The 21,580-nt window shown below is 64.5% G+C and carries 20 protein-coding genes; 15 read left to right on the top strand and 5 right to left on the bottom strand.

Features of this window, described 5'->3' with window-relative positions; translation table 11 throughout:
- The first annotated feature begins 94 nt into the window (after positions 1-94).
- Genes bchI through bchO form a run of 3 tightly spaced genes read left to right on the top strand, consistent with a single transcriptional unit; the run spans position 95 to position 3,758 of the window.
- A complete protein-coding gene (gene bchI / locus G566_RS0110815; RefSeq protein WP_022680685.1) occupies positions 95-1,123 on the top strand; it encodes a magnesium chelatase ATPase subunit I in 1,029 nt (342 codons plus the stop codon).
- Positions 1,120-2,877, top strand: a complete 1,758-nt coding sequence (locus tag G566_RS0110810; protein WP_022680684.1) for a magnesium chelatase subunit D — start codon at positions 1,120-1,122, stop codon at positions 2,875-2,877. Before bchI ends, G566_RS0110810 begins: the two co-directional genes overlap by 4 nt.
- Entirely contained in the window at positions 2,877-3,758 is an 882-nt protein-coding gene (gene bchO / locus G566_RS0110805; protein WP_022680683.1) for an alpha/beta fold hydrolase BchO, read from the top strand. The genes G566_RS0110810 and bchO overlap by 1 nt, the downstream gene beginning before the upstream one ends.
- Here the strand turns inward: bchO and G566_RS0110800 are convergent.
- Together G566_RS0110800 and G566_RS14875 are read right to left on the bottom strand one after the other, a co-directional pair.
- Entirely contained in the window at positions 3,755-4,573 is an 819-nt protein-coding gene (locus G566_RS0110800; RefSeq protein ID WP_029131558.1) for an enoyl-CoA hydratase-related protein, read from the bottom strand. The two genes, bchO and G566_RS0110800, sit on opposite strands and share 4 nt — an antisense overlap.
- A complete protein-coding gene (locus G566_RS14875) occupies positions 4,570-5,292 on the bottom strand; it encodes a VOC family protein (protein ID WP_022680681.1) in 723 nt (240 codons plus the stop codon). The genes G566_RS0110800 and G566_RS14875 overlap by 4 nt, the downstream gene beginning before the upstream one ends.
- A 68-nt stretch (positions 5,293-5,360) precedes the next feature.
- On the opposite strand from G566_RS14875, the gene G566_RS0110790 reads away from it, so the two are divergent.
- Positions 5,361-5,687 (top strand): enoyl-CoA hydratase/isomerase family protein, encoded by a 327-nt coding sequence (locus G566_RS0110790; RefSeq protein WP_022680680.1) that lies wholly within the window; start codon positions 5,361-5,363, stop codon positions 5,685-5,687.
- A gap of 132 nt (positions 5,688-5,819) precedes the next feature.
- Here G566_RS0110790 and G566_RS0110785 read toward each other — a convergent pair whose 3' ends face one another.
- The gene (locus G566_RS0110785; RefSeq protein WP_029131557.1) at positions 5,820-6,530 is read right to left on the bottom strand and encodes a hydratase; all 711 of its coding nucleotides are present in this window, start codon (positions 6,528-6,530) and stop codon (positions 5,820-5,822) included.
- 122 nt (positions 6,531-6,652) lie between these two features.
- Complete coding sequence (gene crtD / locus G566_RS0110780; RefSeq protein WP_029131556.1) at positions 6,653-8,209, bottom strand: 1-hydroxycarotenoid 3,4-desaturase CrtD; 1,557 nt, start codon at positions 8,207-8,209, stop codon at positions 6,653-6,655.
- Positions 8,210-8,325: 116 nt separating this feature from the next.
- Here crtD and G566_RS0110775 point away from each other — a divergent pair, with 116 nt between their 5' ends.
- The 11 genes from G566_RS0110775 to G566_RS0110725 all read left to right on the top strand — a co-directional run bounded on the left by G566_RS0110775 (position 8,326) and on the right by G566_RS0110725 (position 20,147).
- Positions 8,326-9,486, top strand: a complete 1,161-nt coding sequence (locus tag G566_RS0110775) for a methyltransferase (RefSeq protein WP_022680677.1) — start codon at positions 8,326-8,328, stop codon at positions 9,484-9,486.
- Between the two features lie 177 nt (positions 9,487-9,663).
- Complete coding sequence (gene bchC, locus G566_RS0110770; protein WP_022680676.1) at positions 9,664-10,596, top strand: chlorophyll synthesis pathway protein BchC; 933 nt, start codon at positions 9,664-9,666, stop codon at positions 10,594-10,596.
- Positions 10,593-11,588, top strand: a complete 996-nt coding sequence (locus tag G566_RS0110765; protein ID WP_022680675.1) for a chlorophyllide a reductase iron protein subunit X — start codon at positions 10,593-10,595, stop codon at positions 11,586-11,588. The genes bchC and G566_RS0110765 overlap by 4 nt, the downstream gene beginning before the upstream one ends.
- Positions 11,581-13,080, top strand: coding sequence for a chlorophyllide a reductase subunit Y (gene bchY / locus G566_RS0110760; protein WP_022680674.1), 1,500 nt, complete (start codon positions 11,581-11,583; stop codon positions 13,078-13,080). Before G566_RS0110765 ends, bchY begins: the two co-directional genes overlap by 8 nt.
- Positions 13,081-13,084: 4 nt before the next feature.
- On the top strand, positions 13,085-14,533 hold the full coding sequence (gene bchZ / locus G566_RS0110755; RefSeq protein ID WP_022680673.1) for a chlorophyllide a reductase subunit Z: 1,449 nt from the start codon (positions 13,085-13,087) through the stop codon (positions 14,531-14,533).
- 187 nt (positions 14,534-14,720) lie between these two features.
- Positions 14,721-14,951, top strand: a complete 231-nt coding sequence (pufB, locus tag G566_RS15160; RefSeq protein WP_017667959.1) for a light-harvesting antenna LH1, beta subunit — start codon at positions 14,721-14,723, stop codon at positions 14,949-14,951.
- Positions 14,952-14,963: 12 nt separating this feature from the next.
- Positions 14,964-15,143, top strand: coding sequence for a light-harvesting antenna LH1, alpha subunit (gene pufA, locus G566_RS0110745; RefSeq protein ID WP_022680672.1), 180 nt, complete (start codon positions 14,964-14,966; stop codon positions 15,141-15,143).
- A 153-nt stretch (positions 15,144-15,296) separates the two neighbouring features.
- Positions 15,297-16,121 (top strand): photosynthetic reaction center subunit L, encoded by an 825-nt coding sequence (pufL, locus tag G566_RS0110740; RefSeq protein ID WP_022680671.1) that lies wholly within the window; start codon positions 15,297-15,299, stop codon positions 16,119-16,121.
- Between the two features lie 15 nt (positions 16,122-16,136).
- Positions 16,137-17,108 carry a photosynthetic reaction center subunit M gene (pufM, locus tag G566_RS0110735; RefSeq protein WP_022680670.1) on the top strand — a complete coding sequence of 324 codons (972 nt, stop codon included), beginning with the start codon at positions 16,137-16,139 and terminating at the stop codon, positions 17,106-17,108.
- Positions 17,105-18,247 carry a photosynthetic reaction center cytochrome PufC gene (gene pufC, locus G566_RS0110730; protein WP_022680669.1) on the top strand — a complete coding sequence of 381 codons (1,143 nt, stop codon included), beginning with the start codon at positions 17,105-17,107 and terminating at the stop codon, positions 18,245-18,247. The genes pufM and pufC overlap by 4 nt, the downstream gene beginning before the upstream one ends.
- A gap of 172 nt (positions 18,248-18,419) precedes the next feature.
- Positions 18,420-20,147: a flavin-containing monooxygenase gene (locus G566_RS0110725; RefSeq protein WP_040605617.1), complete on the top strand. Its 1,728-nt coding sequence runs from the start codon at positions 18,420-18,422 to the stop codon at positions 20,145-20,147.
- A gap of 193 nt (positions 20,148-20,340) precedes the next feature.
- On the opposite strand, the gene G566_RS0110720 is transcribed toward G566_RS0110725, so the two are convergent.
- Positions 20,341-21,438: a fatty acid desaturase family protein gene (locus G566_RS0110720; RefSeq protein ID WP_022680667.1), complete on the bottom strand. Its 1,098-nt coding sequence runs from the start codon at positions 21,436-21,438 to the stop codon at positions 20,341-20,343.
- Positions 21,439-21,580: the final 142 nt, after the last annotated feature.

Genomic DNA, 21,580 nt, shown 5'->3' with positions numbered 1-21,580 from the left:
GTAACGAATTGTAAAGTTAAACGGGAGTACTGTCAGGCGCGACACATCGCCGACCGACTTGCAGCAAGGCGGCCTGCCGCTTAAGGCAACGGGCATGGCAACGCCCGCGCGCACTCCCTTTCCGTTCACCGCCATTGTTGGCCAGGCCGAGATGAAGCAGGCGCTGCTGCTGGCGGCAGTGGAACCGCGGCTGGGCGGTGTCATGGTGTTCGGCGATCGTGGCACCGGCAAATCCACCGCCGTGCGCGCGCTGGCCGGCCTGCTGCCGCCAATGAAGGTTGTGCCCGGCTGCCGGTACAAATGCGCCCCCGATGATCGCAGCCCGTGCATCGAAGGATGCCGCGAGCGCGCCGGCAAGCAGACGGAAGAAAGCGCCGTGCCATTCGTGGATCTGCCGCTGGGCGCCACAGAAGACCGCGTCGTCGGCAGCCTCGATCTCGAACGGGCATTGGCCACGGGCGAAAAGCGCTTTGAACCCGGCCTGCTCGCCAAGGCCAATCGCGGTTTTCTTTATATCGACGAAATCAACCTGCTCGAAGATCATCTTGTCGATCTGCTGCTCGATGTCGCGGTGTCGGGCACCAACGTTGTCGAGCGCGAAGGGCTTTCCATCCGTCACCCGGCGCGTTTCATTCTGGTCGGCAGCGGCAACCCGGAAGAAGGCGAACTGCGCCCGCAGTTGCTGGACCGGTTCGGCCTCAGCGTCGATGTGCGCACCCCGACCGATATCGGCGACCGGATCGAGATCGTGAAACGCTGCGACCGCTTCGACCGTGACCCGGCAGGCTTTGTGGCCGAGTTCGAGGACAGCGAGCAGCACACGCTGGAAGCCATCGCCAAGGCGCGCAAGCTGCTGCCCAAGGTGCAAGTGGAAGACGAGATGCTGGGCCTTGGTGCCCAGCTCTGCTCGGCGGTGGGTGCTGATGGCCTTCGCGGCGAGCTGACCCTGCTGCGTGCCGCCCGCGCCCAGGCGGCATTGGCCGGCAAGAAGCATGTGAAGCCGCATCATCTGGCCGAAGTCGCCACCATGGCACTGCGCCACCGCCTGCGCCGCAATGTGCTGGACGACACCGGCTCCACCGCCCGCATCACCCGCGCCATTGCGGAACTTGTCCCGGCATGACCCCTGAAGGGGAGAGTGACACGTCGGGAGAACGCTGGGCGCTGGCGCTGGCGGCGATCGACGTGTTGGTGGCGGCCGGCAATGCAGTTGGAGGCATCCTGCTGCGCGCCCGCCCCGGCCCGGTACGCGATGCCTGGGCCGATGCACTGAATCTGGTCGTCCCCACCCGCCGCTTGCCGGCCAGCGCCGATGCCGAAGCCATGGATGGCGGGCTGGACCTGACGGCGACATTGGCCAGCGGCAAACCCGTGCACCGCGCCGGCATATTGGCCGATGCCCAAGGCAAGGCGTTGGTGGTGCCGATGGCGGAGCGACTCAATCCGGCGCTGGCGGCGCGGCTGGCCACGGCGATCGACGATGGCGCGCCGCCGCTGGTGCTGTTCGACGAAGGCGATCCCGAGGATGCGGATCGGGAACGGATTCCGCAGGGCCTGGCTGACCGACTGGCCATTCATATCGATCTGAACAGCGTGCGGCTGGACATGGCGTCCCTGATCGCCGGTGAAGCGCCGCCACCACCGCTGGAAATGCTGGCCGAGCCCGGCGCGATCGCCAAGGACCCGGAGACCGCACTGGCCGTGGCGGCTGCAGCGCTGGGCATCGCGTCGGTGCGCGCGCCGATCATGGCGGTGCGCGTCGCCCGTGCCCATGCCCGTGCCGATGACCGGCCAGATGATATCGAGCAGCTGCGTGAGGCGGACATGGCCGCTGCCGCCGCGCTGGTGCTTGGGCCGCGGGCCACTCGCCTGCCGCCGCCGCCTGAGCAGGAACCACCGCCCCCGGAGGAACAGCCCGACGACCAGCCGCCGCCAGAAGAGCCGCCGCCTCCACCGCCGCCCAGCGACGACATCCAGGGCGACGATCAGGATCAGCCGGAACCGCCGCCGTTTGATCCGACCGACATGATCCTGGATGCGGCACAAACCGCGCTGCCGCCGGGCCTGCTCGATGCGCTGGCGGCTGGCACCATGGGCAAGGCGCCCAAGGCCAGCGGTTCATCCGGCGCCAAGCAGAAAAGCATCACCAGCGGGCGCACGGCTGGCGTGCGGCCTGGAATGCCGGGCCGCGGCGCGCGGCTTGCGCTGATTGAAACCATCAAGACCGCTGCCCCTTGGCAGAAGATCCGCCCCGTCCGCGAAGACGGCCGCCTCGCCATTCGCACCGACGATTTGCGCATCCGTCGCTTCATCGCGCAGACGCAATCCACCACCATTTTTGCCGTTGATGCCAGTGGCTCGGCGGCGTTCGCGCGCCTGGCTGAGGCCAAGGGCGCGGTCGAATTGCTGCTCGCCGAAGCCTATGTGAAACGCGCTGAAGTGGCGCTGGTTGCCTTCCGCGGCACGGAAGCCGCATTGGCGCTGCCGCCCACGCGCAGCCTGCCGCGCGCCAAGAAGGAACTGGCCGGGCTGGCCGGTGGTGGCGGCACGCCGATTGCAGCCGGGCTTGATCTCGCCCGCAAGGTGGCCGAAGCCGAGAAGGGCAGGGGCCGCACGCCGTTGGTCGTGGTGCTTACCGATGGCAGGGCCAATGTTGGCGGCAACGCCGGCCAAAGCCCGCAGGACGCGGCGCTGGCTTCGGCACGCGCCTATCGCGCCAGCGGGATCGCGTGCGTTTTTATTGATTGCAGCCCGCGTCCGCGCCCGCAGGGAACGGAACTGGCAAATGCGATGGGTGCCCGACTGGTGACACTGCCGCGGGTTGATGCCAAGTCAGTGGTAGCGGCGGTGAAGGCCGCGAGTGGTGGGGCGGTCTGATGCGTTGGGATATTGATGGCCGTCATGTGCCGAATAAGGAATGGAGCCAGTTCGTCACCGCCGGTGGTGTGAAATATCACGTGCAGATCACCGGGCCAGAGGATGCACCGGTCCTGCTGCTGATCCACGGCACCGGGGCGACCACGCACAGTTTCGCCGGCCTGGCGCCGCTGTTGGCGCCGCATTTCCGGTTGGTCATTCCCGATCTGCCCGGTCACGGTTTTACCCAGAAGCTCTATTCGCCGGATCCGGACAATGTCGCCAAGGCGCTGGCTGCGTTGCTGGCCGAATTGGGCGTGCAACCGGCGCTGATCCTGGGCCATAGCGTAGGAGCGGCAATTGCGTTCATGCTGGCGGCGGGCGGCCATCTGCAGCCGCAAGCCATCGTCTCGCTGGGTGGAGCGCTGCTGCCGTTCGAGGGTATGGGCAAGGCCTATCCCAGTCTGGCCAAGGCGCTGTTCGTCAACCCGTTCATGCCGTCGATCTTCTCGTTCACCACCCGCTTCCAGTCGATGCCTGATCTGCTCAAGCGCTGGACCGGCTCGCACTCCAGCCGCGAGCAGGTCGCCTATTACGAACGCCTGTTCCGCAATCCCGGCCACACCGGCGGTGCGCTGTCGTTGATGGCGCACTGGGATCTGGACACGATCGAGCGCAGCATCGCTCATATCAAATGCCCGGTGCTGCTGCTGCACGGTGAGCGCGACAAGACGGTGCCGCCGTCCACAAGCCACATCGTCGCGCAGCGCCTTGCCCATCACGGCACCACCGCCGAGCATCACGGCCTGCCCGGCCTAGGCCACCTTGCGCATGAGGAAGCGCCGGAGCGGCATGCGCAAATGGTAGCGGACTTTGCCCGCAAGCTGGGAATGTTGGCCTAACGCCCCCGGAACACCGGCGCGCGCTTTTCGACGAACGCCTTCGCTGCGTCCTTGTGATCCTCGGTCAGGCCGCAATGGACATGGTGGGTGGCCTCCAGATCCAGGCAATCATCCATGTCTCCGCCGGAGAAGGCGCGGTTGAGGTTTTCTTTCATGTAGCGATAGGCCACGCGTGGGCCCGCGGCCAATCGCGTGGCCAGCGCTTGGGCTTCGGTGAGAAGGGCGTCGGCCGGCACCACGCGGTTGGCCAGCCCCAGTCGCAGCGCCTCGGCAGCATCGACCCGGTCGGAGAGAAAATACATCTCCCGCGCCTTGGCCGCGCCCACCAATTGGGTGAGGAAATAGGTGCCGCCATAATCGCCGGAAAAGCCGACCTTGGCGAAGGCGGTCGTCATGAAGGCCGTGTCGGCCATCACGCGCAGATCGCAGGCCAGCGCCATGCTGAGACCAGCGCCGGCCGCCGCGCCGGGGATGGCGGCAATGGTGGGTTTCGGCATGGCATGCAGGCGCCCGGCGGTTTCGCGCTGGTTGCGGCGCTGGCGGGCGATGGCGACATCGATGGGTTCAGGCTCGCCGCTTTCATTGCGCGCCGCCATGCCCTTCACGTCGCCGCCGGCGCAGAACGCGCCGCCCGCACCGGTGATCACAATGGCGCCGATGGTGGGATCGGCTTCGGCTTCGCCTAGCAGGCGAGCCAGCCCGTCGAGCATGGCGCGCGACAACGCATTGCGCGCCGCCGGGCGGTTCAAGGTGAGTGTGAGTACGCCGTCAACGACGCGGGCCAGCAGGTCTTCGGTACCGGTTTCGTAGCTCATTGGTTGGTCTCCGGAAGAAAATCGAGGCCGCAACTGCGGGCCGGGATGGTGAGGCCGGCGACGCGGATCGCCGCCAGCCCTTCGCCGGCCGGGCCATTGTTTGGCATGAAATCCAGCGCAGCATTATCCAGGGTGACACGCCAGCCAGCGCCATGCGGCACGGCAGGCCGTTCAAGAATATGGCTCCAGCGCGACGCGGTGGCGGCCGGGTCATCGCAGGTCATCATCGCGCCGCTGATGGCAAGGCTGGCGTTGGCATAGGGCTGCCAGGCGCTGCCGGCCCACATGTAACTGCCCATCATGCCGCCGTCTGGCCCGTGATGATCGATGGAGAGCAGGCAGCCGCCGGTATCACGCGGGTGCAGGTGCAGTGCGGTGGCGTGCAGTGCGGCGTCGCCGACGGTGAGATCCTCCACGATGCGCGTGCCTTGTGCGGCTAGCCGGTCGCGCACGGGAGCAAGGTCATCGGTGTCGAGAATCACCATGTAACCCGTCGCACCGCCACGCCGGGCCATGTAGCGGCCAGCGGTGGTGTTTTCCTGCAAGGGCGCCAGCGCCTCCAGAAATGTACCGCCCAGCGCCCACAGCGCATTGTGCAGGCCGTATTTGCCCACACCGGGGTCGCGGTAGCAAACTTCGGCAGCCAGCATCTGGCCAACCACTTCCTCCACCGGCGCCAGATCTGGCGCAACCATCGCAATCTGGCGCAAGCGCAGCATGTGTCCTCCCCAAAGCAGTCGTTGCTGCTCCCAAGTCTCCGGCGCAGCATGGCCAGGCAAGGGAGGCGATGATGGCGCAAGATGGGCTGACTGTCAGCAACGAAGCCGGGGTGATGACGATCACACTTGATCGGCCGGAGAAATTGAACGCCTATACCGATGCGATGGGCCGGGCGCTGGCTCGTGCGGTGCGCGCTGCGAGTGATGATGACGCCATCCGCGCCATCATCATCACCGGGGCCGGCCGCGCCTTTTGCGCCGGGGCGGACGTGTCGGCCGGAGCGGAAAGCTTTGACATGGCCGGCGAAGGCGCCGGCAATTTCGGCGGCCGCGACGAACGGCGCGGCAAGCAGGACAGTTTCATCCTTCGATGTAGGAGAAACGATTATGCTTGACGCTTTGGAGATGGACTATGCGTATTAATTTTAGCGAAAGATCGGAAGTTGAAAAATTATCTTTATCACTGAAGGGGTGGTTTTTATTTGAATAGAAAGCTGTGACATTGTTTATAACGACAAGATTCGCCCTCACACCTTCCGCGGCATCCGCCAAGGCAGCATCCACTGCACCGCGCCCGTATCGAACCGCCGCATGTTGAGCGATTCATGCACGGCCACCACATCCTCCCCCCACAGGCGGGTGGCCAGCGCGGTGCGGCTGTAGAAGGGGGTGTCTTCCCAGGTGGCGCGGATGCGGGCGGTGTAGCCGGCGTCGGCGCGGGTCATGCGGTCAAGGCGCCAGGCGGTTTTCGGCAGCACCACCGGGGCGGGCATTTCCATCACTTCGGCCTGGCCATCGGGCGTGATGCGCAGGGCCATGCCGAAATCGGCGCCGTCTTTCAGCTGGCCTTCGTACATCACCGCGGTGGAGCCATCCTTCAGATGGGCCCGGCTCCACTGCCAATCGGCAAAGCCGTCTTCCAGTGATTCAGCTCCGTGGTTGGCATCCAGATATCCGGTGCCGGCCCATTTGATATCGGGGTTGGTAAAGGTGGCTTCCACCCGCGCGCACGGGCCGATCGGTTCCCACACATGCTTGCCGCCGGGATCAAGCCGGAAACGGCGCTGGCCATACACCTGCGGCGTCACCCGCACCTGGCCGCGCACTTTCATCGGCAGCACGGCGCATTCTTCCTCGATATCGATGACCAGCGTGGCGCCATCCCAGCGCAGCTGGCTGGGGCCGATGCGCAGCGTGGCGCGATCACGGAACAGGGCGCCGGTGCCGCGTTCGGTCATCGCCCAGCGGCGACAGCCCTTGCCATAGAGTGCGACGTTCAGGGAAACATGATCTTCCGGGGCATCGCGGCCGGCGGCCTTGTAATAGGGGGAGAAGACCGAGCCGATGAAGGCGATGATCGTCAGGCCATATTGTCCGCAGTCGCTTTCGGCGTCGACATACCACCAGCGGTAGCCACCGGGTGCAACGTCCTGATCGAAGCGCGGGCCTGCAGGATCGCTGCGCTCGCCAAGCGGCCGGACAAGGCCGCCATCGGCACGCCCGCTCCCGGGTGCGCCGAACCACTGGCGACCCAGAGCCCGGGCAGCTTCGTCTTGCTGCCAGGCCGGCGGAAGCTGGCCTGCCACCCGTGCGAGGCCCGACCATAAAGGGCCCCACCGCTCGAAGGGAAAAGCGCCTCGAACATCGCTGGGCCCACTGGCACCATCGCTGTTGGTTTCAGTGTCAGCCCGCACCGGGCGAGGACCGCCAGCGTTGCTGTCTGACATTGTTCCATCTCCTCTGGCGTTGGTGGGGAGCCGTCGCCAGTGGGCGGGGCGTTGACGATGAGTTGCAGGCGTTCGGGGCCATCGGGCGGTTTGCCGATGCCACGATCCTGCGCGCAGATATAGATGCTGGGTTCGGCGGGCAGGCGGTGCTCACCGAAGATGTGCCGGAATTCGGCGGCATAATCGGTGGAGAAGAAGACGTTGTGCCGGTCCATCTCGAAGCCGGAGCACTCAGCCGTCATCATGGTGACAAGGCCGGAAAGCGAGCGTTCGTGGGGTTTGACGCCGGTGACAGCGCGGGAGGCGGCAGCGCCGAAGCGACCATCGGCGAGAGCGGAAATATCGCTGTTGGACAGGATGTCGTGGGCGGGGAGTTCTTCGCCGCTGGCAAGGCGAACCCCGGCGGCGCGGCCGTTCCGTACCATGATTTCGGAAACGTGGGCGTTGTAATGGAATTTCGCGCCCAGCCGCTCGGCCAGCAGCGCCATCTGGCGGGCGACTTCGTGCATGCCGCCTTCCACCAGCCAGACGCCGCGCGCCTCCAGATGGGCGATCAGCATCAGCGTGGCGGTGGCCTGGAAGGGATCGGCGCCGGTGTAGGTGGCATAGCGGCCGTATAGCTGGTGCAGGCGCGGATCGCGGAAATATTTGCCCAATGTGTTCCACAGGGTCGCGAACGGGTTGATCGCGAACATCTCGTGCAGGTGGAAGGGGGCGTATTTCAGCGTGAGGCCAACGGGGCCCATCGCCGGGCTTTCCATGAAGCGGGATTCCAGCGCGTTCCAGATGCGGGCGGATTCGGCCTGAAAGCGCGTCCAGCCCTCGGCCTCACGCGGGCCGGCAAAGGCCGCGACGGCATCGCGGCTGCGGGCGTGATCGGCCCACAGATCAAGGCTGCTGCCATCCTGCCAGGCGTGGCGGGCGAGGCGATCGGATTTGTGCAGGGTGAGATGCGCGTCGAGCGTGGTGCCGGCATCGGCAAAGATGCGTTCGAACACCGGGCGATGGGTGAAAACAGTGGGGCCGGCATCCACCGGCACGCCGCCGACATTGACCGTGCGCAGCTTGCCGCCGGGGGCGCCCATGCGCTCCACCACGGTCACCGGCACGCCGCGCGCCGCCAGCAGCACGGCCGCCGACAGGCCCGCCATGCCGGCTCCGATGATGACAACGCTGTCAGGGCCTGCCAAATCGCACTTCCGAATCATCTATCGTTAAGGTCTGGCAGCTAAACCTGACCACAGGGGTCATGATTGACCTTTGGGCAGCGACTGTCCAGACGGTTTGAGACGAGCTTGTGGGGCACATGGCTGAAAACACGGCCTCTTACGCGTGGAAATTGCGCTGGCTGAACGCGCGCAACCGGATGCTGGCCAATCCGGCGTTCCAGCGCTTTGCCATGCGCAACCCGTTGATGCGGCGCACGGCGCGGTACCACGCCAATGCCATGTTCGCGGTGATCACCGGTTTCGTGCAGACCAAGGCGCTGACCGCGACCGTGGATGCCGGCGTGATTCGCCGCCTGGGCGAGGGGCCGGCCAGCACCGCCGAACTGGCGCAGGGCGCGGGCCTTGCCCAAGAGGCGATGCAGCGGCTGCTGGGCGCGGCGAAGGCGATTGACCTGGTGGAACTGGCGGCGCCCGATCTGTGGGTGCTGGGCCAGCGCGGCGCGGCGCTTTCCACCAACCAGGGCGCGCTGGCGATGATCGAGCATCACAAGATCTTCTATGATGATCTGGCCGATCCCATCGCCATGCTGAAAGGCGGGCGCGGCCAGGGCAAGCTGGCGGCGTTCTGGACCTATGCACCGGCCGCCGGGCAGGGGCTGCCGGCAGCCACCGATGCGGCGAGCTGGCAGGGCGGCGGCCAAGGAGCAGTGGCGCCTTATTCGGCGCTGATGGCGGCCAGCCAGCCGATGGTGGCCGAACAGGTGCTGGATGCCTATGATTTCAGCCGGCACACTTGTCTGATGGATGTGGGTGGCGGGCATGGCGCCTTCCTGGCCGAAGTGGCGCAGCGCCACCCGCGCCTGAGCCTGAAATTGTTCGATCTGCCCGCCGTGGTGGAGGGCGCGAAAGCCAAGCTGGCGGCGCGGGGGCTTTCCCACGTCTCGCTGCACGGCGGCAGTTTCCGCGATGATCCGCTGCCGCAGGGCGCTGATGTGATCAGCCTGGTGCGCATCTGCCATGATCATGATGATGATGTGGTGCGCGCACTGCTGCGCAAGGCGCATGCCGCGCTGCCGCCCGGCGGCCGCCTGCTGCTGGCCGAACCGATGGCCGGTACGATGGGCGCCGAAGTGATGGGCGATGCCTATTTCGGCCTCTATCTGTGGGCGATGGGATCGGGCCGGCCCCGCACGGTGGCGGCTTATCTGGCGCTGCTGGCCGAAGCCGGATTCGGCAGCGCCCGCGAGGTGGCCACGGCGCTGCCAATGGTCACACGGTTGATCGTTGCACAGCGCTGAGCTGCGGAACGGCGTTTGCCGGTTTCGTCAAGCCTAAAGACGACCAAGCCCGTCCAATTTTTTGCTTTCCGATCTGTCATGTGCGCTTTACAGCCGCAGGGCGCTTTGGATATTAGCCATTGCATTGGGACGGCTCAGCGGGGCAAAACTGGCCGGTTTCCTTATGGGGTTGTTTGAATGGAAACACTGGCCGTTGTGGTGGAAGAGCCTGAGCGCGTTACCTTGCGCTCGCTGACGCTCACGCCCTGCCAAGCCGATGACGTGGTGGTGTCGATCGACTTTTCAGGCATTTCCATGGGTACGGAAAAGCTGATGTACAATGGATCCATGCCCATGTTCCCCGGCATGGGATATCCGTTGGTTCCCGGATATGAAGCAGTCGGCACGGTGGTGGACGCCGGCGAGAATGCGACCGCGATGATCGGCAAGACTGTGTTCGTGCCGGGATCCTCCAAATTCGAAGGCGCACGCGGGCTGTTTGGCGGCCAGGCCAAGACGTTGATTACTGGTGCGGCGCGGGTGATTCCGCTGCCGGCCGAACTCCACGAAAAGGCCGTGCTGATGAGCCTAGCGGCCACTGCCCAGCATGCGGTGGCGGGCGGCGAGATGCCGGATCTGATCATCGGCCACGGCGTGCTCGGCCGCCTGCTGGCGCGCATCGCGCTGGCGGCTGGTGTGGAGCCGACGGTGTGGGAAATCAATGACGCCCGCATGGCGGGCGCAGAGGGATATCGGGTGGTCAGGCCCGAGACCGACGAGCGGCGGGATTACCGCTCGGTCTACGACGCCAGCGGTGACCACCGCGTGATCGACCAGACCGTCATGCACATGGCGCGTGGGGGCGAGATCGTGTTGGCCGGCTTCTACAGCGATCCGCTGTCGTTCAACTTCGCGCCAGCATTCCGGCGTGAACTTCGCATCCGCATCGCCACAGAGTTCCAGCCTGACGACCTCGCGACTTCGCTCGCGCTGGTGGGCAGCGGTAGGCTGTCACTCGAGGGCCTTGTGACGCACAAGGTACCGGCAACAGAAGCCCCGACCGCTTATGGTCAGGCCTTTTCGGACCCCAATTGTCTCAAGATGGTCTTCGACTGGAGAGATATCGCATGAGCATCAATAATCTTCTCGATCAGGTTGCCGCGCTTCGCGAGGAGGCTGAACTGGAACCTGATCCCGTTCACACCGGCGAAATCACCAAGGAAACCCAGATCATTGCCATTTACGGCAAGGGCGGTTCCGGCAAGAGCTTCGCGCTCGCCAACCTCTCCTACATGATGGCGCAGCAGGGCAAGCGCGTGCTGCTGATCGGCTGCGATCCCAAGAGCGACACCACCAGCCTGCTGTTTGGCGGCAAGGCGACGCCAACGATCATCGAAACCTCGTCCAAGAAGAAGCTTTCGGGCGAAGAACTGTCGATTGAAGACGTCTGCTTCCAGCGCGACGGCGTGTTCGCCATGGAACTGGGCGGGCCCGAGGTTGGCCGTGGCTGCGGCGGTCGTGGCATCATCCACGGCTTTGAAACCCTGGAAAAATTGGGCTTCCACGATTGGGGCTTCGATTACGTCCTGCTCGATTTCCTGGGCGACGTGGTGTGCGGCGGCTTTGGCCTGCCGATCGCCCGCGACATGTGCCAGAAAGTGATCGTGGTCGGTTCGAACGATCTGCAATCGCTGTATGTCGCCAACAATGTCTGCAAGGCGGTGGAATATTTCCGCAAGATGGGCGGCAATGTTGGCGTCGCCGGCATCCTGATCAACAAGGATGATGGTTCGGGCGAGGCCCAGGCCTTTGCCAAGGCGGTCGGCATCCCGGTGCTCGTCAGCATCCCGGCGCATGAAGATATCCGCAAGAAATCCGCCAATTATCAGATCATCGGCACGTCAGACAGCCAGTGGGGCCCGTTGTTCGCCGAACTGGCAGAAGCCGTTGCAACCGCGCCGCCGGTTCGGCCGACCCCACTCGATCAGGATGGCCTGCTCGGCCTGTTCAAGCCGGAAGATACCGGTGGCAACTTCACCTTGAAACCGGCTTCTCAGGCCGACATGCGCGGCGGCGTCTATGAGACGAAGCCGAGCCTGGAAGTGGTGTACGACAATGTCTGAAGACTTGGCGGTTCCGCCCGCGGAAGGGGCCGGCTGCCACGCCGGCGCCGACACGATGCGCGATGCAGCGGCCAAGGCAGGCAAGTCTGAAGTGCTGGATCGCTATGCGGCCGATTATCCCAAGGGCCCGCACGACCAGCCGCAATCCATGTGCCCGGCCTTCGGTTCCCTGCGCGTTGGCCTGCGCATGCGCCGCACCGCTACCATCCTGTCGGGCTCGGCCTGCTGCGTTTATGGCCTCACCTTCACGTCGCACTTCTACGGAGCGCGGCGCACGGTGGGCTATGTGCCGTTCAATTCGGAAACATTGGTTACCGGCAAGTTGTTCGAGGATATCCGCGACGCTGTGCACGACATGGCCGACCCGGAAAAATACGACACGATCGTGGTGACCAATTTGTGCGTGCCGACCGCTTCGGGTGTGCCGCTGCAGTTGCTGCCCGATGCGATCAACGGTGTGCGCATCATCGGCATCGACGTGCCGGGCTTTGGCGTGCCGACCCATGCCGAAGCCAAGGACGTGCTGGCCGGCGCGATGCTGAATTATGCGCGCAATGAAATCATGGCCGGCCCGGTCGCGGCGCCCGCCGTGATGCCTGACAAGCCGACCGTGACCCTGCTTGGCGAAATGTTCCCGGCCGATCCGGTGGGCATTTCGATGCTGCTGGAGCCGATGGGCCTGACAGCTGGGCCAGTGGTGCCCACCCGCGAATGGCGGGAACTTTATGCCGCGCTGGCCTCGCCGGTGGTGGCGGCCATCCACCCGTTCTACACGGCGGCCGTGCGTGAATTCGAAGCCGCCGGCCGCACCGTCGTTGGTTCGGCCCCGGTGGGCCGGGATGGCACGGCCGCCTGGTTGGCTGCCATCGGCGACGCGTTCGGGCTGCCCGCTGACAAGGTGGCCGCCGCGCAGAACAAGTGGCTGCCGGCGATCACCGGCGCGCTTTCGGCCAAGCCGATCAAGGGCCGTATCACGGTTTCGGGTTACGAGGGCTCGGAACTGCTGGTGGCGCGGCTGCTGATCGAATCCGGTGCCGATGTGCCCTATGTGGGCACCGCCTGCCCGCGCACCAAATGGTCTGATCCCGATCGCGAATGGCTGGAAGCCAAGGGCGTGCGCATCCAGTATCGCGCCAGCCTGGAACAGGACATCGCGGCGGTGGAGGAATATCACCCCGATCTGGCCATTGGCACCACGCCGGTGGTGCAGCACGCCAAGACGCGCGCCATCCCCGGCCTGTATTTCACCAACCTCATCTCGGCACGGCCGCTGATGGGGCCGGCCGGCGCCGGCAGCCTGGCGCAGGTGATCAACGGCGCGCTTGGCAACAAGGGCCGGTTCGACATGATGAAGGACTTTTTCCAGGGCGTTGGCGAAGGCCATGCCGCCGGCATCTGGGAAGAGGTCCCTCGTGACCGGCCCGAGTTCAAGAAGAAATACGCTGGTAAGATGATCGCTGCCGCCAAGGCGAGCGAAGCGATCGGGGACTGACGCCATGCTCGTGCTCGATCATGATAGGGCCGGCGGCTATTGGGGCGCCGTGTACAGCTTCACCTCGGTGAAGGGCCTGCAGGTTGTCATTGATGGCCCGGTGGGCTGCGAAAACCTTCCGGTCACTTCGGTGCTGCACTACACTGACGGCCTGCCGCCGCACGAACTGCCCATCGTTGTTACCGGCCTGGGCGAGGATGAACTGGCAAAGACCGGCACCGAGGGCGCCATGAAGCGCGCCTGGCGCACGCTCGATCCGGCGCTTCCTGCGGTGGTCGTCACCGGCTCCATCGCCGAAATGATCGGTGGCGGCGTGACGCCGGAAGGCACCAGCATCGTCCGCTTCCTGCCGCGCACCATCGATGAGGATCAATGGCAGGCCGCCGACCGCGCGCTGACCTGGCTGTGGAAGGAATTCGGCCCGAAGAAGATGCCGGCGCCCAAGGTGCGGAAAGAGGGCGAAAAGCCGCTCGTCAACATCATCGGGCCGCAATATGGCACCTTCAACATGCCGTCGGACCTGGCGGAGATCCGCCGCCTGATCGAAGGCATGGGCTGCGAGGTGAACATGGTGTTCCCGCTGGGCACGCACCTTGCCGATATCCGCCGCCTTGCCGATGCGTCGGTGAACGTGTGCATGTACCGCGAATGGGGCCGCAACCTGTGCGAGACGCTGGAGCGGCCCTATCTCCAGGCCCCCATCGGTCTGGCCAGCACCACCGCCTTCCTGCGCAAGCTGGGTGAGCTCACCGGTGTGGACCCGGAACCCTTCATCGAGAAGGAAAAGCACACCACCATCAAGCCGCTGTGGGATCTGTGGCGTTCGGTCACCCAGGATTTCTTTGCCACCGCCAGCTTTGGCATCGTGGCGACGGAAACCTATGCCCGCGGCATGAAGGTATTCCTGGAAGATGACATGGGCATGCCCTGCGTGTTCGACTTCCAGCGCAACGCCGGCGTGAAGCCCGACAATGAAGCCGTGAAACAGGCCATCGCCACGTCGAGCCCGCTGATCGTGTTCGGCAGCTACAACGAACGCATGTACATGGCCGAATCGAACAGCCGGTCGATCTACATCAACGCCAGCTTCCCCGGTGCCGCTATCCGCCGCCACACCGGTACGCCCTTCATGGGCTACGCCGGCTGCACCTGGATCATGCAGGAAGTGTGCAACGCCCTGTTCGATGCGCTGTTCTTCATCCTGCCGCTGTCCACCATGATGGACAAGGCCGATGCGACGCCGTCGCGCCTGCTGGAAGCGGTGGGCTGGGAAGACGAGGCCCGTTCAGAGCTCGACCGGATTGTCGACAAGGAGCCGGTTTTGGTGCGGATCTCTGCGGCCAAGCGTTTGCGTGATGCGGCAGAGCGTGCGGCCCGCGACGCGGGTGAAAAATTGGTAACCGTGGACCGTTTGCGCTCCGCTGTGCGCCTTTATGAGGCCCAGGCGGCATGATCGGCGCTATCGCCCTCAATTCAAGCTGTAATTCACTTGCCTTGCTGGCAAGGTCAGGCATAGACTGTCGCAGAGACAATCTGACACAGTCTCAATCTCTTTGCGGTGGAATCATCCTACGCCGCAAAGCCGCCGGTCGGGCGATGCCATATTGGCAGCGTGCGGCGGAACCATCGGAGGAAAAGGCATGAGTGACAACAAGATTGGTCCGGGTACCTACCTGACCGACGCCGAAGCGCGGGAGTTCCACAAGGGCTTCGTCGTGTCGATGGCGTTCTTCGTGATCGTGGCTGTGATCGCCCACTGGCTCGTTTGGGTTTGGCGCCCCTGGTTCGGTTCGAAGCGTCCGTACGCGGCCGTGGAAATCCACCAGATCCAGCAGGCTGACGCTTCCAGCGTCGCTGCGCCCCACGCTTAAGGAGCGACGACAATGTGGAAGATCTGGCAAACTTTCAATCCGCAGCGCATCCTGACCGCCCTGGCGGTCTTCCTGTTCACGCTGGCCGTGCTGATCCATTTCATCCTGCTCAGCACCGAGCGGTACAATTGGTTGGACGGCGCCGAACCGGCGAAGGCTGCAGCCATCACGGAAACTACCCAGGCCGCCTGACATCCGTCAGGCTGCCCGGGCTGTTCCGGTCAAGCGTGCGATGGGCGGGCCGGTTCCGCCGCCCGCCCATCCACACCCTTGCAACGGGCCCGTTCCGCTGGCTGCTGACCGTTGGTCAGCCAAGCTTCCGCGGTAACATGGGGGAGGTGCGCCATGGCAGTGTTGAGTTTTGAACGAAAATATCGAGTTCGCGGAGGCACGCTGATTGGCGGCGACCTCTTCGACTTCTGGGTTGGTCCCTTTTACGTTGGCTTCTTCGGAGTCACGACGGCCTTCTTCGCTGCCCTGGGTACGGCACTGATCATCTATGGTGCTGCCATCGGCGACACCTGGAACCCCTGGCTTATCAACATCGCACCGCCAGACATCAGCTATGGGCTGAAGCTGGCGCCGCTGAAGGAAGGCGGCCTCTGGCAGATCGTCACGATCTGCGCTGTTGGCGCGTTTGTCAGTTGGGCGCTGCGTGAAGTGGAAATCTGCCGCAAGCTCGGCATCGGCTATCATGTGCCGGCCGCGTTCGGCATGGCGATCTTTGCCTATGTCACGCTGGTAGTGTTCCGCCCGCTGCTCATGGGTGCCTGGGGCTATGGTTTCCCCTACGGCATCTTCCCGCACCTCGATTGGGTGTCGAACACCGGCTATCAATATCTGCATTTCCATTACAACCCGGCGCACATGCTGGCGGTGAGCTTCTTCTTCACCACCACCCTGGCGCTTGGTTTGCATGGCGCGCTGGTGTTGTCGGCGGTCAACCCGGCCAAGGGCGAAACGGTCAAGTCGCCAGAGTATGAAGATACATTTTTCCGCGATCTGATCGGTTATTCCGTCGGTACGCTGGGCATCCACCGCGTGGGCCTGCTGCTGGCAATGAATGCCGGTTTCTGGAGCGCGGTGTGCATCATCATCTCGGGTCCCTTCTGGTCACGCGGCTGGCCGGAGTGGTGGACGTGGTGGCTCAATCTGCCGATCTGGAGCTGAGGACAGGGACGCGCCATGGCATATCAAAACATCTTCACGCAGGTACAGCTCCGTGGTGAGCTGGAAGCCGGCGTTCCGCTTGGTCCTCACAACGATGAGCGCTTTGGTCCGTTCGGCACGTCGTGGCTGATGGGCAAGCTGGGCGGCGCCCAGCTTGGTCCCGTCTACCTCGGCAAGCTCGGCATCGCCTCTCTGCTGAGTGGCTTCATCGCCATCGAGATCATGGGTCTCAACATGGCGGCATCGGTGAACTGGGATCCGATCCAGTTCGTGCGCCAGTTCTTCTGGCTCGCGCTTGAACCGCCGGCCGCCAAATATGGCTTCACCGTTGGCGTGCCGTTGAACGAAGGCGGCTGGTGGATTGCCGCCGGCTTCTTCCTCACGGCGTCCATCTTGCTGTGGTGGGCCCGCACTTATGTGCGCGCCAAGGAACTGGGCATGGGCACGCACGTGGCCTGGGCCTTCGGCTCGGCGATCTGGCTCTACCTCGTGCTCGGCTTCATCCGCCCGATGATGATGGGCAGCTGGGCCGAAGCGGTGCCGTTCGGCATCTTCCCGCACCTGGATTGGACCGCGGCCTTCTCGATCCGCTACGGCAATCTGTTCTACAATCCGTTCCACGCGCTCAGCATCGCCTTCCTTTATGGATCGACCCTGCTGTTCGCCATGCACGGCGCGACCATCCTCGCGGTGGGCCGTTATGGCGGCGAACGCGAAATCGAACAGATCACCGATCGCGGTACTGCCTCTGAACGTGCAGCGCTGTTCTGGCGCTGGACCATGGGCTGGAACGCCACGATGGAATCCATCCACCGTTGGGCTTGGTGGTTTGCAGTGCTGACGACGCTCACGGGCGGCATCGGCATCCTGCTCACCGGCACGGTTGTCGACAACTGGTTCCTGTGGGCGGTCGATCACGGCTTTGCCCGCGAATATCCGGCCACCGGTGTCGTTGATCCCGCCACCCTTCCGGGAGCACCGCAATGAAGACGCTGAACAAGCTTGTCGCCATCGCTTTGCCGGCCCTGCTGCTGGCGGGTTGTGAACTCGGCTCGAAAGAGCAGGAGCAGGTTGGCTTCCGCGGCACCGCCATGGTCCAGATCAGCGATCCTGACAGCAAGGCCAAGGTTGGGGACATTCCAGCCCCACCCTATGAGCTGACCGCTGAGATGATCGCTGGCGACCGGGCGAGCACGGCCTATGAGAATGTGCCCGTGCTGGGCAACGTCTCGGTGGACGAGTTCAACTATCTGATGCAGGCGATGACCACATGGATCGCGCCCGACGGTTCCAACGTCAAGGATGCTGGCTGCACCTACTGCCACAATCCGGAAAACATGGCCTCGGACGAGAAATACACCAAGGTCGTAGCCCGCAAGATGTTGCTGATGACCCAGAACATCAACGCCAACTGGAAGCCGCACTTCGCAGGCCAGGGCGCTGATCAGGAAAACGCCGGTGTCACCTGCTGGACCTGCCACCGCGGCAATCCGGTGCCGGTGAACAACTGGTCTTCCGCTGTTCCGGATCCGAGCACCATCACCGGCAACAAGCGGGGCGGCAACACCCCGGCGCAAACGGTGGCCTACGCCTCGCTGAACTCTGATCCGTTCACGGATTATCTGGCCGGCAAGGAAACCATCCGGGTGGGCGGCAAGGAATTCCCGACCGCCGCCAGCAAGGCTGCCATCCAGTCCACCGAAAAGACCTATGGCCTCATGATGCACATGAGCCAGGGCCTGGGCGTGAACTGCACCTTCTGCCACAACTCGAATAACTTCGCGAAGTGGGAAGACAGCCGGCCGCAGCGTGTGAATGCCTGGTATGGCATCCGCATGGTGCGTGACACCAACAACAACTACATCAGCGCTCTGGGCGATGTGTGGCCAGCCAACGGCAAGGGTGCCTATGGCAACCGCCGTGGCCCGCACGGCGATCCGCTGAAGGTGAACTGCGCCACCTGCCACCAGGGCGTGAACAAGCCGCTGGGCGGATACAAGATGCTGAAAGACTATCCGGCGCTGAAGGGCGCTGCTCCGGTTGCCGCTCCGGCACCCGTGGTGGCTGCCACTCCGGCACCGGCAGAGACCGCTGCGGCGGCGGAGGCTGTGAAGCCCGCCGCTTGAGTTACAGCGCAGCAGGTATGGGCAGGCCCCGGCGTTCACAGACGCCGGGGCCTGTTTCATTTCCGGGGAAGGCCTGTCGCACCTAATATTCCCAGCTTTGCCCCAGTTCGGGCCGTGGTAGCGTGCGGTGGTCATGCCCCTGGGGAGGGGCCGCAAGATTGGGGAGAAGATCATGGCAGACCGTCTGGATGTGCTGATTGTGGGGGCCGGATTTTCCGGCATGTACATGCTGCTGAAATGCCGGGAGCAGGGCCTGAAGACCCGCGTGATCGAGGCCGGCAGCGGCGTTGGCGGCACCTGGTACTGGAATCGCTATCCCGGCGCCCGCGTCGATATCCAGAGCCTGGAATACAGCTTCGGCTTTGATGAGAAACTTGAACAGGAATGGCGCTGGTCGGAGCGCTATGCGCCGCAGCCCGAACTGCTGGCCTATGCAAACCATGTCGCCGAACGTTTCGACCTGAAACCCGACATCAGCTTCAACACCCGCGTGACCGCCGCCCACTGGGATGCCAAGGCCGATGGCTGGAACGTCACGCTCGACAGCGGCGAGGTGATCCCGGCCCGCTTTGTGGTGATGGCCACCGGCTGCCTGTCCGTGCCCACCGATGTCACCTTCCCCGGCATCGAGGATTATCAGGGCACCATCTATCGCACCTCGCGCTGGCCGCATGAGGGCGTGGATTTCAGCGGGCAGCGCGTCGGCATCATCGGCACCGGATCGTCGGCCATCCAGTCGATCCCGATCATCGCCGAAACCGCCGCGCACCTCACCGTGTTCCAGCGCACGCCCAATTATTCGATGCCGGCCCACAATGGCCCGATTCCAGACGATGATTTCCAGGAATGGCTGAAGGACCCCCGCGCTTATCGCGCCCGCAGCCGCGCCACAGTGGGCGGTTTCTGGAACGAGGCCCGCGAAGACGTGATCGCCATCCACACGCCACCGGAAGAGATCAAGGCCGAACTGGAACGGCGCTGGGCTTGGGGCGGGTTCCGGCTGCTCAGCGGCTTTGCCGATCAGGGCATTGATGCCGAAGCCAACAAGATCATCGCCGATTTCGTCGCCGCCAAGATCCGCGAACAGGTGAAGGATCCCAAGGTCGCCGAACTGCTCACGCCCAAGGATCACCCGTTCGGCACCAAGCGGCCGTGCGTCGATACCGGCTATTACGCGACCTACAATCGCGACAACGTCTCGCTGATCGATCTGCGCGCTGATCCGCTTCAACATTTCACCGCCACCGGCATCAAGACGAAGCACAACAGCTTCGATTTCGATGCCGTGGTGCTGGCCACTGGATTCGACGCGATGACCGGCGCCATCGAGCGCATCGATATCCGGGGCGTGGGCGGCGAGACCATCAAGGAGCATTGGGCCGCCGGCCCGGAAACCTATCTTGGCTTGATGGTCGCCGGCTTCCCCAATCTGTTCCTGATCACCGGACCGGGCAGCCCATCGGTGCTGACCAACATGATCCACAGCATCGAACAGCATGTGGAATATGTGGCCAGCATCATCGGATCATTGAACGCTGCCCAAGCCGCTCGCATCGAGGCCAGCCGTGAGGCCGAACAGGCGTGGACCGATCATTGCGACCAGACTGCCGCAATGACGCTGCTGCCGCAGGCCAACAGCTGGTACATGGGCGCCAACGTGCCGGGCAAGCCGCGCCGTTTCATGGCCTATGCCGGCGGGCTGCACACCTATACCGATATCTGCAATGCGGTGCGGGACAAGGGTTGGCAGGGCTTTGTGATCGCCCGCGGCGATCAGGTGCTCAGCGAGAGCCGGGTGTTCGACAGCCTGCCGCCGCCGCCCGAAAACATGGCGCCGCACTTGATGGAAATGGCGATGGGCCGGGTGATGAACTGGATGCAGGAGCACGGCCGGGTTTAAAGTCGGGACGGGATGCCTCCGGCGGCCAGGGCCTGAGGCCCTGGACCCACTTTCGTGGGCGTGTGCCCTGTGACGAACGTGAGCCAAAAAATTCAAATGGGTGCAGGCCTCAGGCCTGCCCGCCGGAGGCAATTGTCTCTGATACTTCTTTCCGCGCCAATCGATGGCCGCAGAAGGTAACAACCAGCCGCCCTCAGGCGCGCGCTGTCCCTGCACTCGCCCACAGCCGGGCGATGACGCCGGCCAGCGTGGGGTGGTTGCCGCCATGATAGCTGCTGTCGGCCGGCAGTTCCGCCACCAGCCGGCGGTGTGCGGCGGGCAGGGCGTGATAGGGAACGCTGGGCAGCAGATGGTGCAGCGCGTGATAGCGCAGGCCCACCGGTGCCCACAGTTCGGGCAGCAGCGCCGGCGGCGGCACATTCACGCTGTCGAGATACTGATCGGTGATGCTCATTACCTTGCCGTCATTCTCCCACAGATGCGCTGCCAGCGTGCGGATCTGGTTGATCACCATGCTGGCCGACAGCACGGCCAGCCAGATGCCGAAGGCGCGCAGCGGGATGAAGCCGGTGGCGACGGCCGCCAGCACGGCGATGACGAACAGTGACGTCGCCACTTCCATGACGTTCCAGCGTTTGGCGGCCGGGCCAGCCGGCGGATCGCGGCGGAAATCCGGGTTGATCGACAGCGCCGAGAAGCGCGCCCGCACGAAATCGCGCACCGGCCTCAGCAGCGACAGCGGCGCCAGCAGGCCCCAGCGAATGATCAGGCCAATCGGGCCAAGCGCGGCCACCATGACGAACAGCGGTACACTGATCTTGGGCTTCAGCGCGAGGGCCATATACTCAGGATCGCGCACCGTGCCGTACCGGTTGCGGGCATGGTGCAGATTGTGCACGCCTTCATACATGAAGCTGGGGATCATAAGCGGGATGCCAGCCACCAGGTTCCAGCCCAGGCGGTAGCCCGGCACCGAATCATCTTTCATGTGGGTGATTTCGTGGATGAAGCTGCCCAGCCGGTACAGCGCCAGCACCGCGACCGCTGCCAGTGCGGCAGTCGCGGCCACCGGCAGACCCGGTACAAGGATCAACGCCGCCAGCGCGCCCCAGCCCAGCGCGGCGCTGCCCAGCGTATCCACCCAGTAGACGGCCGGCTTGTACGCGCCCAGTTCGCGGCCAAGCGTGGCGGCCAGCCTGATCATCGCCACGTCTTCGCCGGCCATCGACCCGGCGTTTTCACGCGGGCTGGGGGCGGTTTCGGCAAAACGGGCGGCAGTTGCAGTCATCATGGCATCGCTTATCGCAGAGGATTGCGACCCGATAAGGGCAGAAACCGGGCAGGGCCAGTCCGGGAATTGCCGCAGTTGGTGCGGGCGCGCCCCCTCACCCGCTCGCCGTTGGCGAGTCGCCCTCTCCCGCGAGGGGAGAGGG

It is taken from the genome of Sandarakinorhabdus limnophila DSM 17366, assembly GCF_000420765.1.
GTDB classification, from domain to species: domain Bacteria; phylum Pseudomonadota; class Alphaproteobacteria; order Sphingomonadales; family Sphingomonadaceae; genus Sandarakinorhabdus; species Sandarakinorhabdus limnophila.
This window is presented reverse-complemented; position numbering and strand designations above follow the sequence as displayed.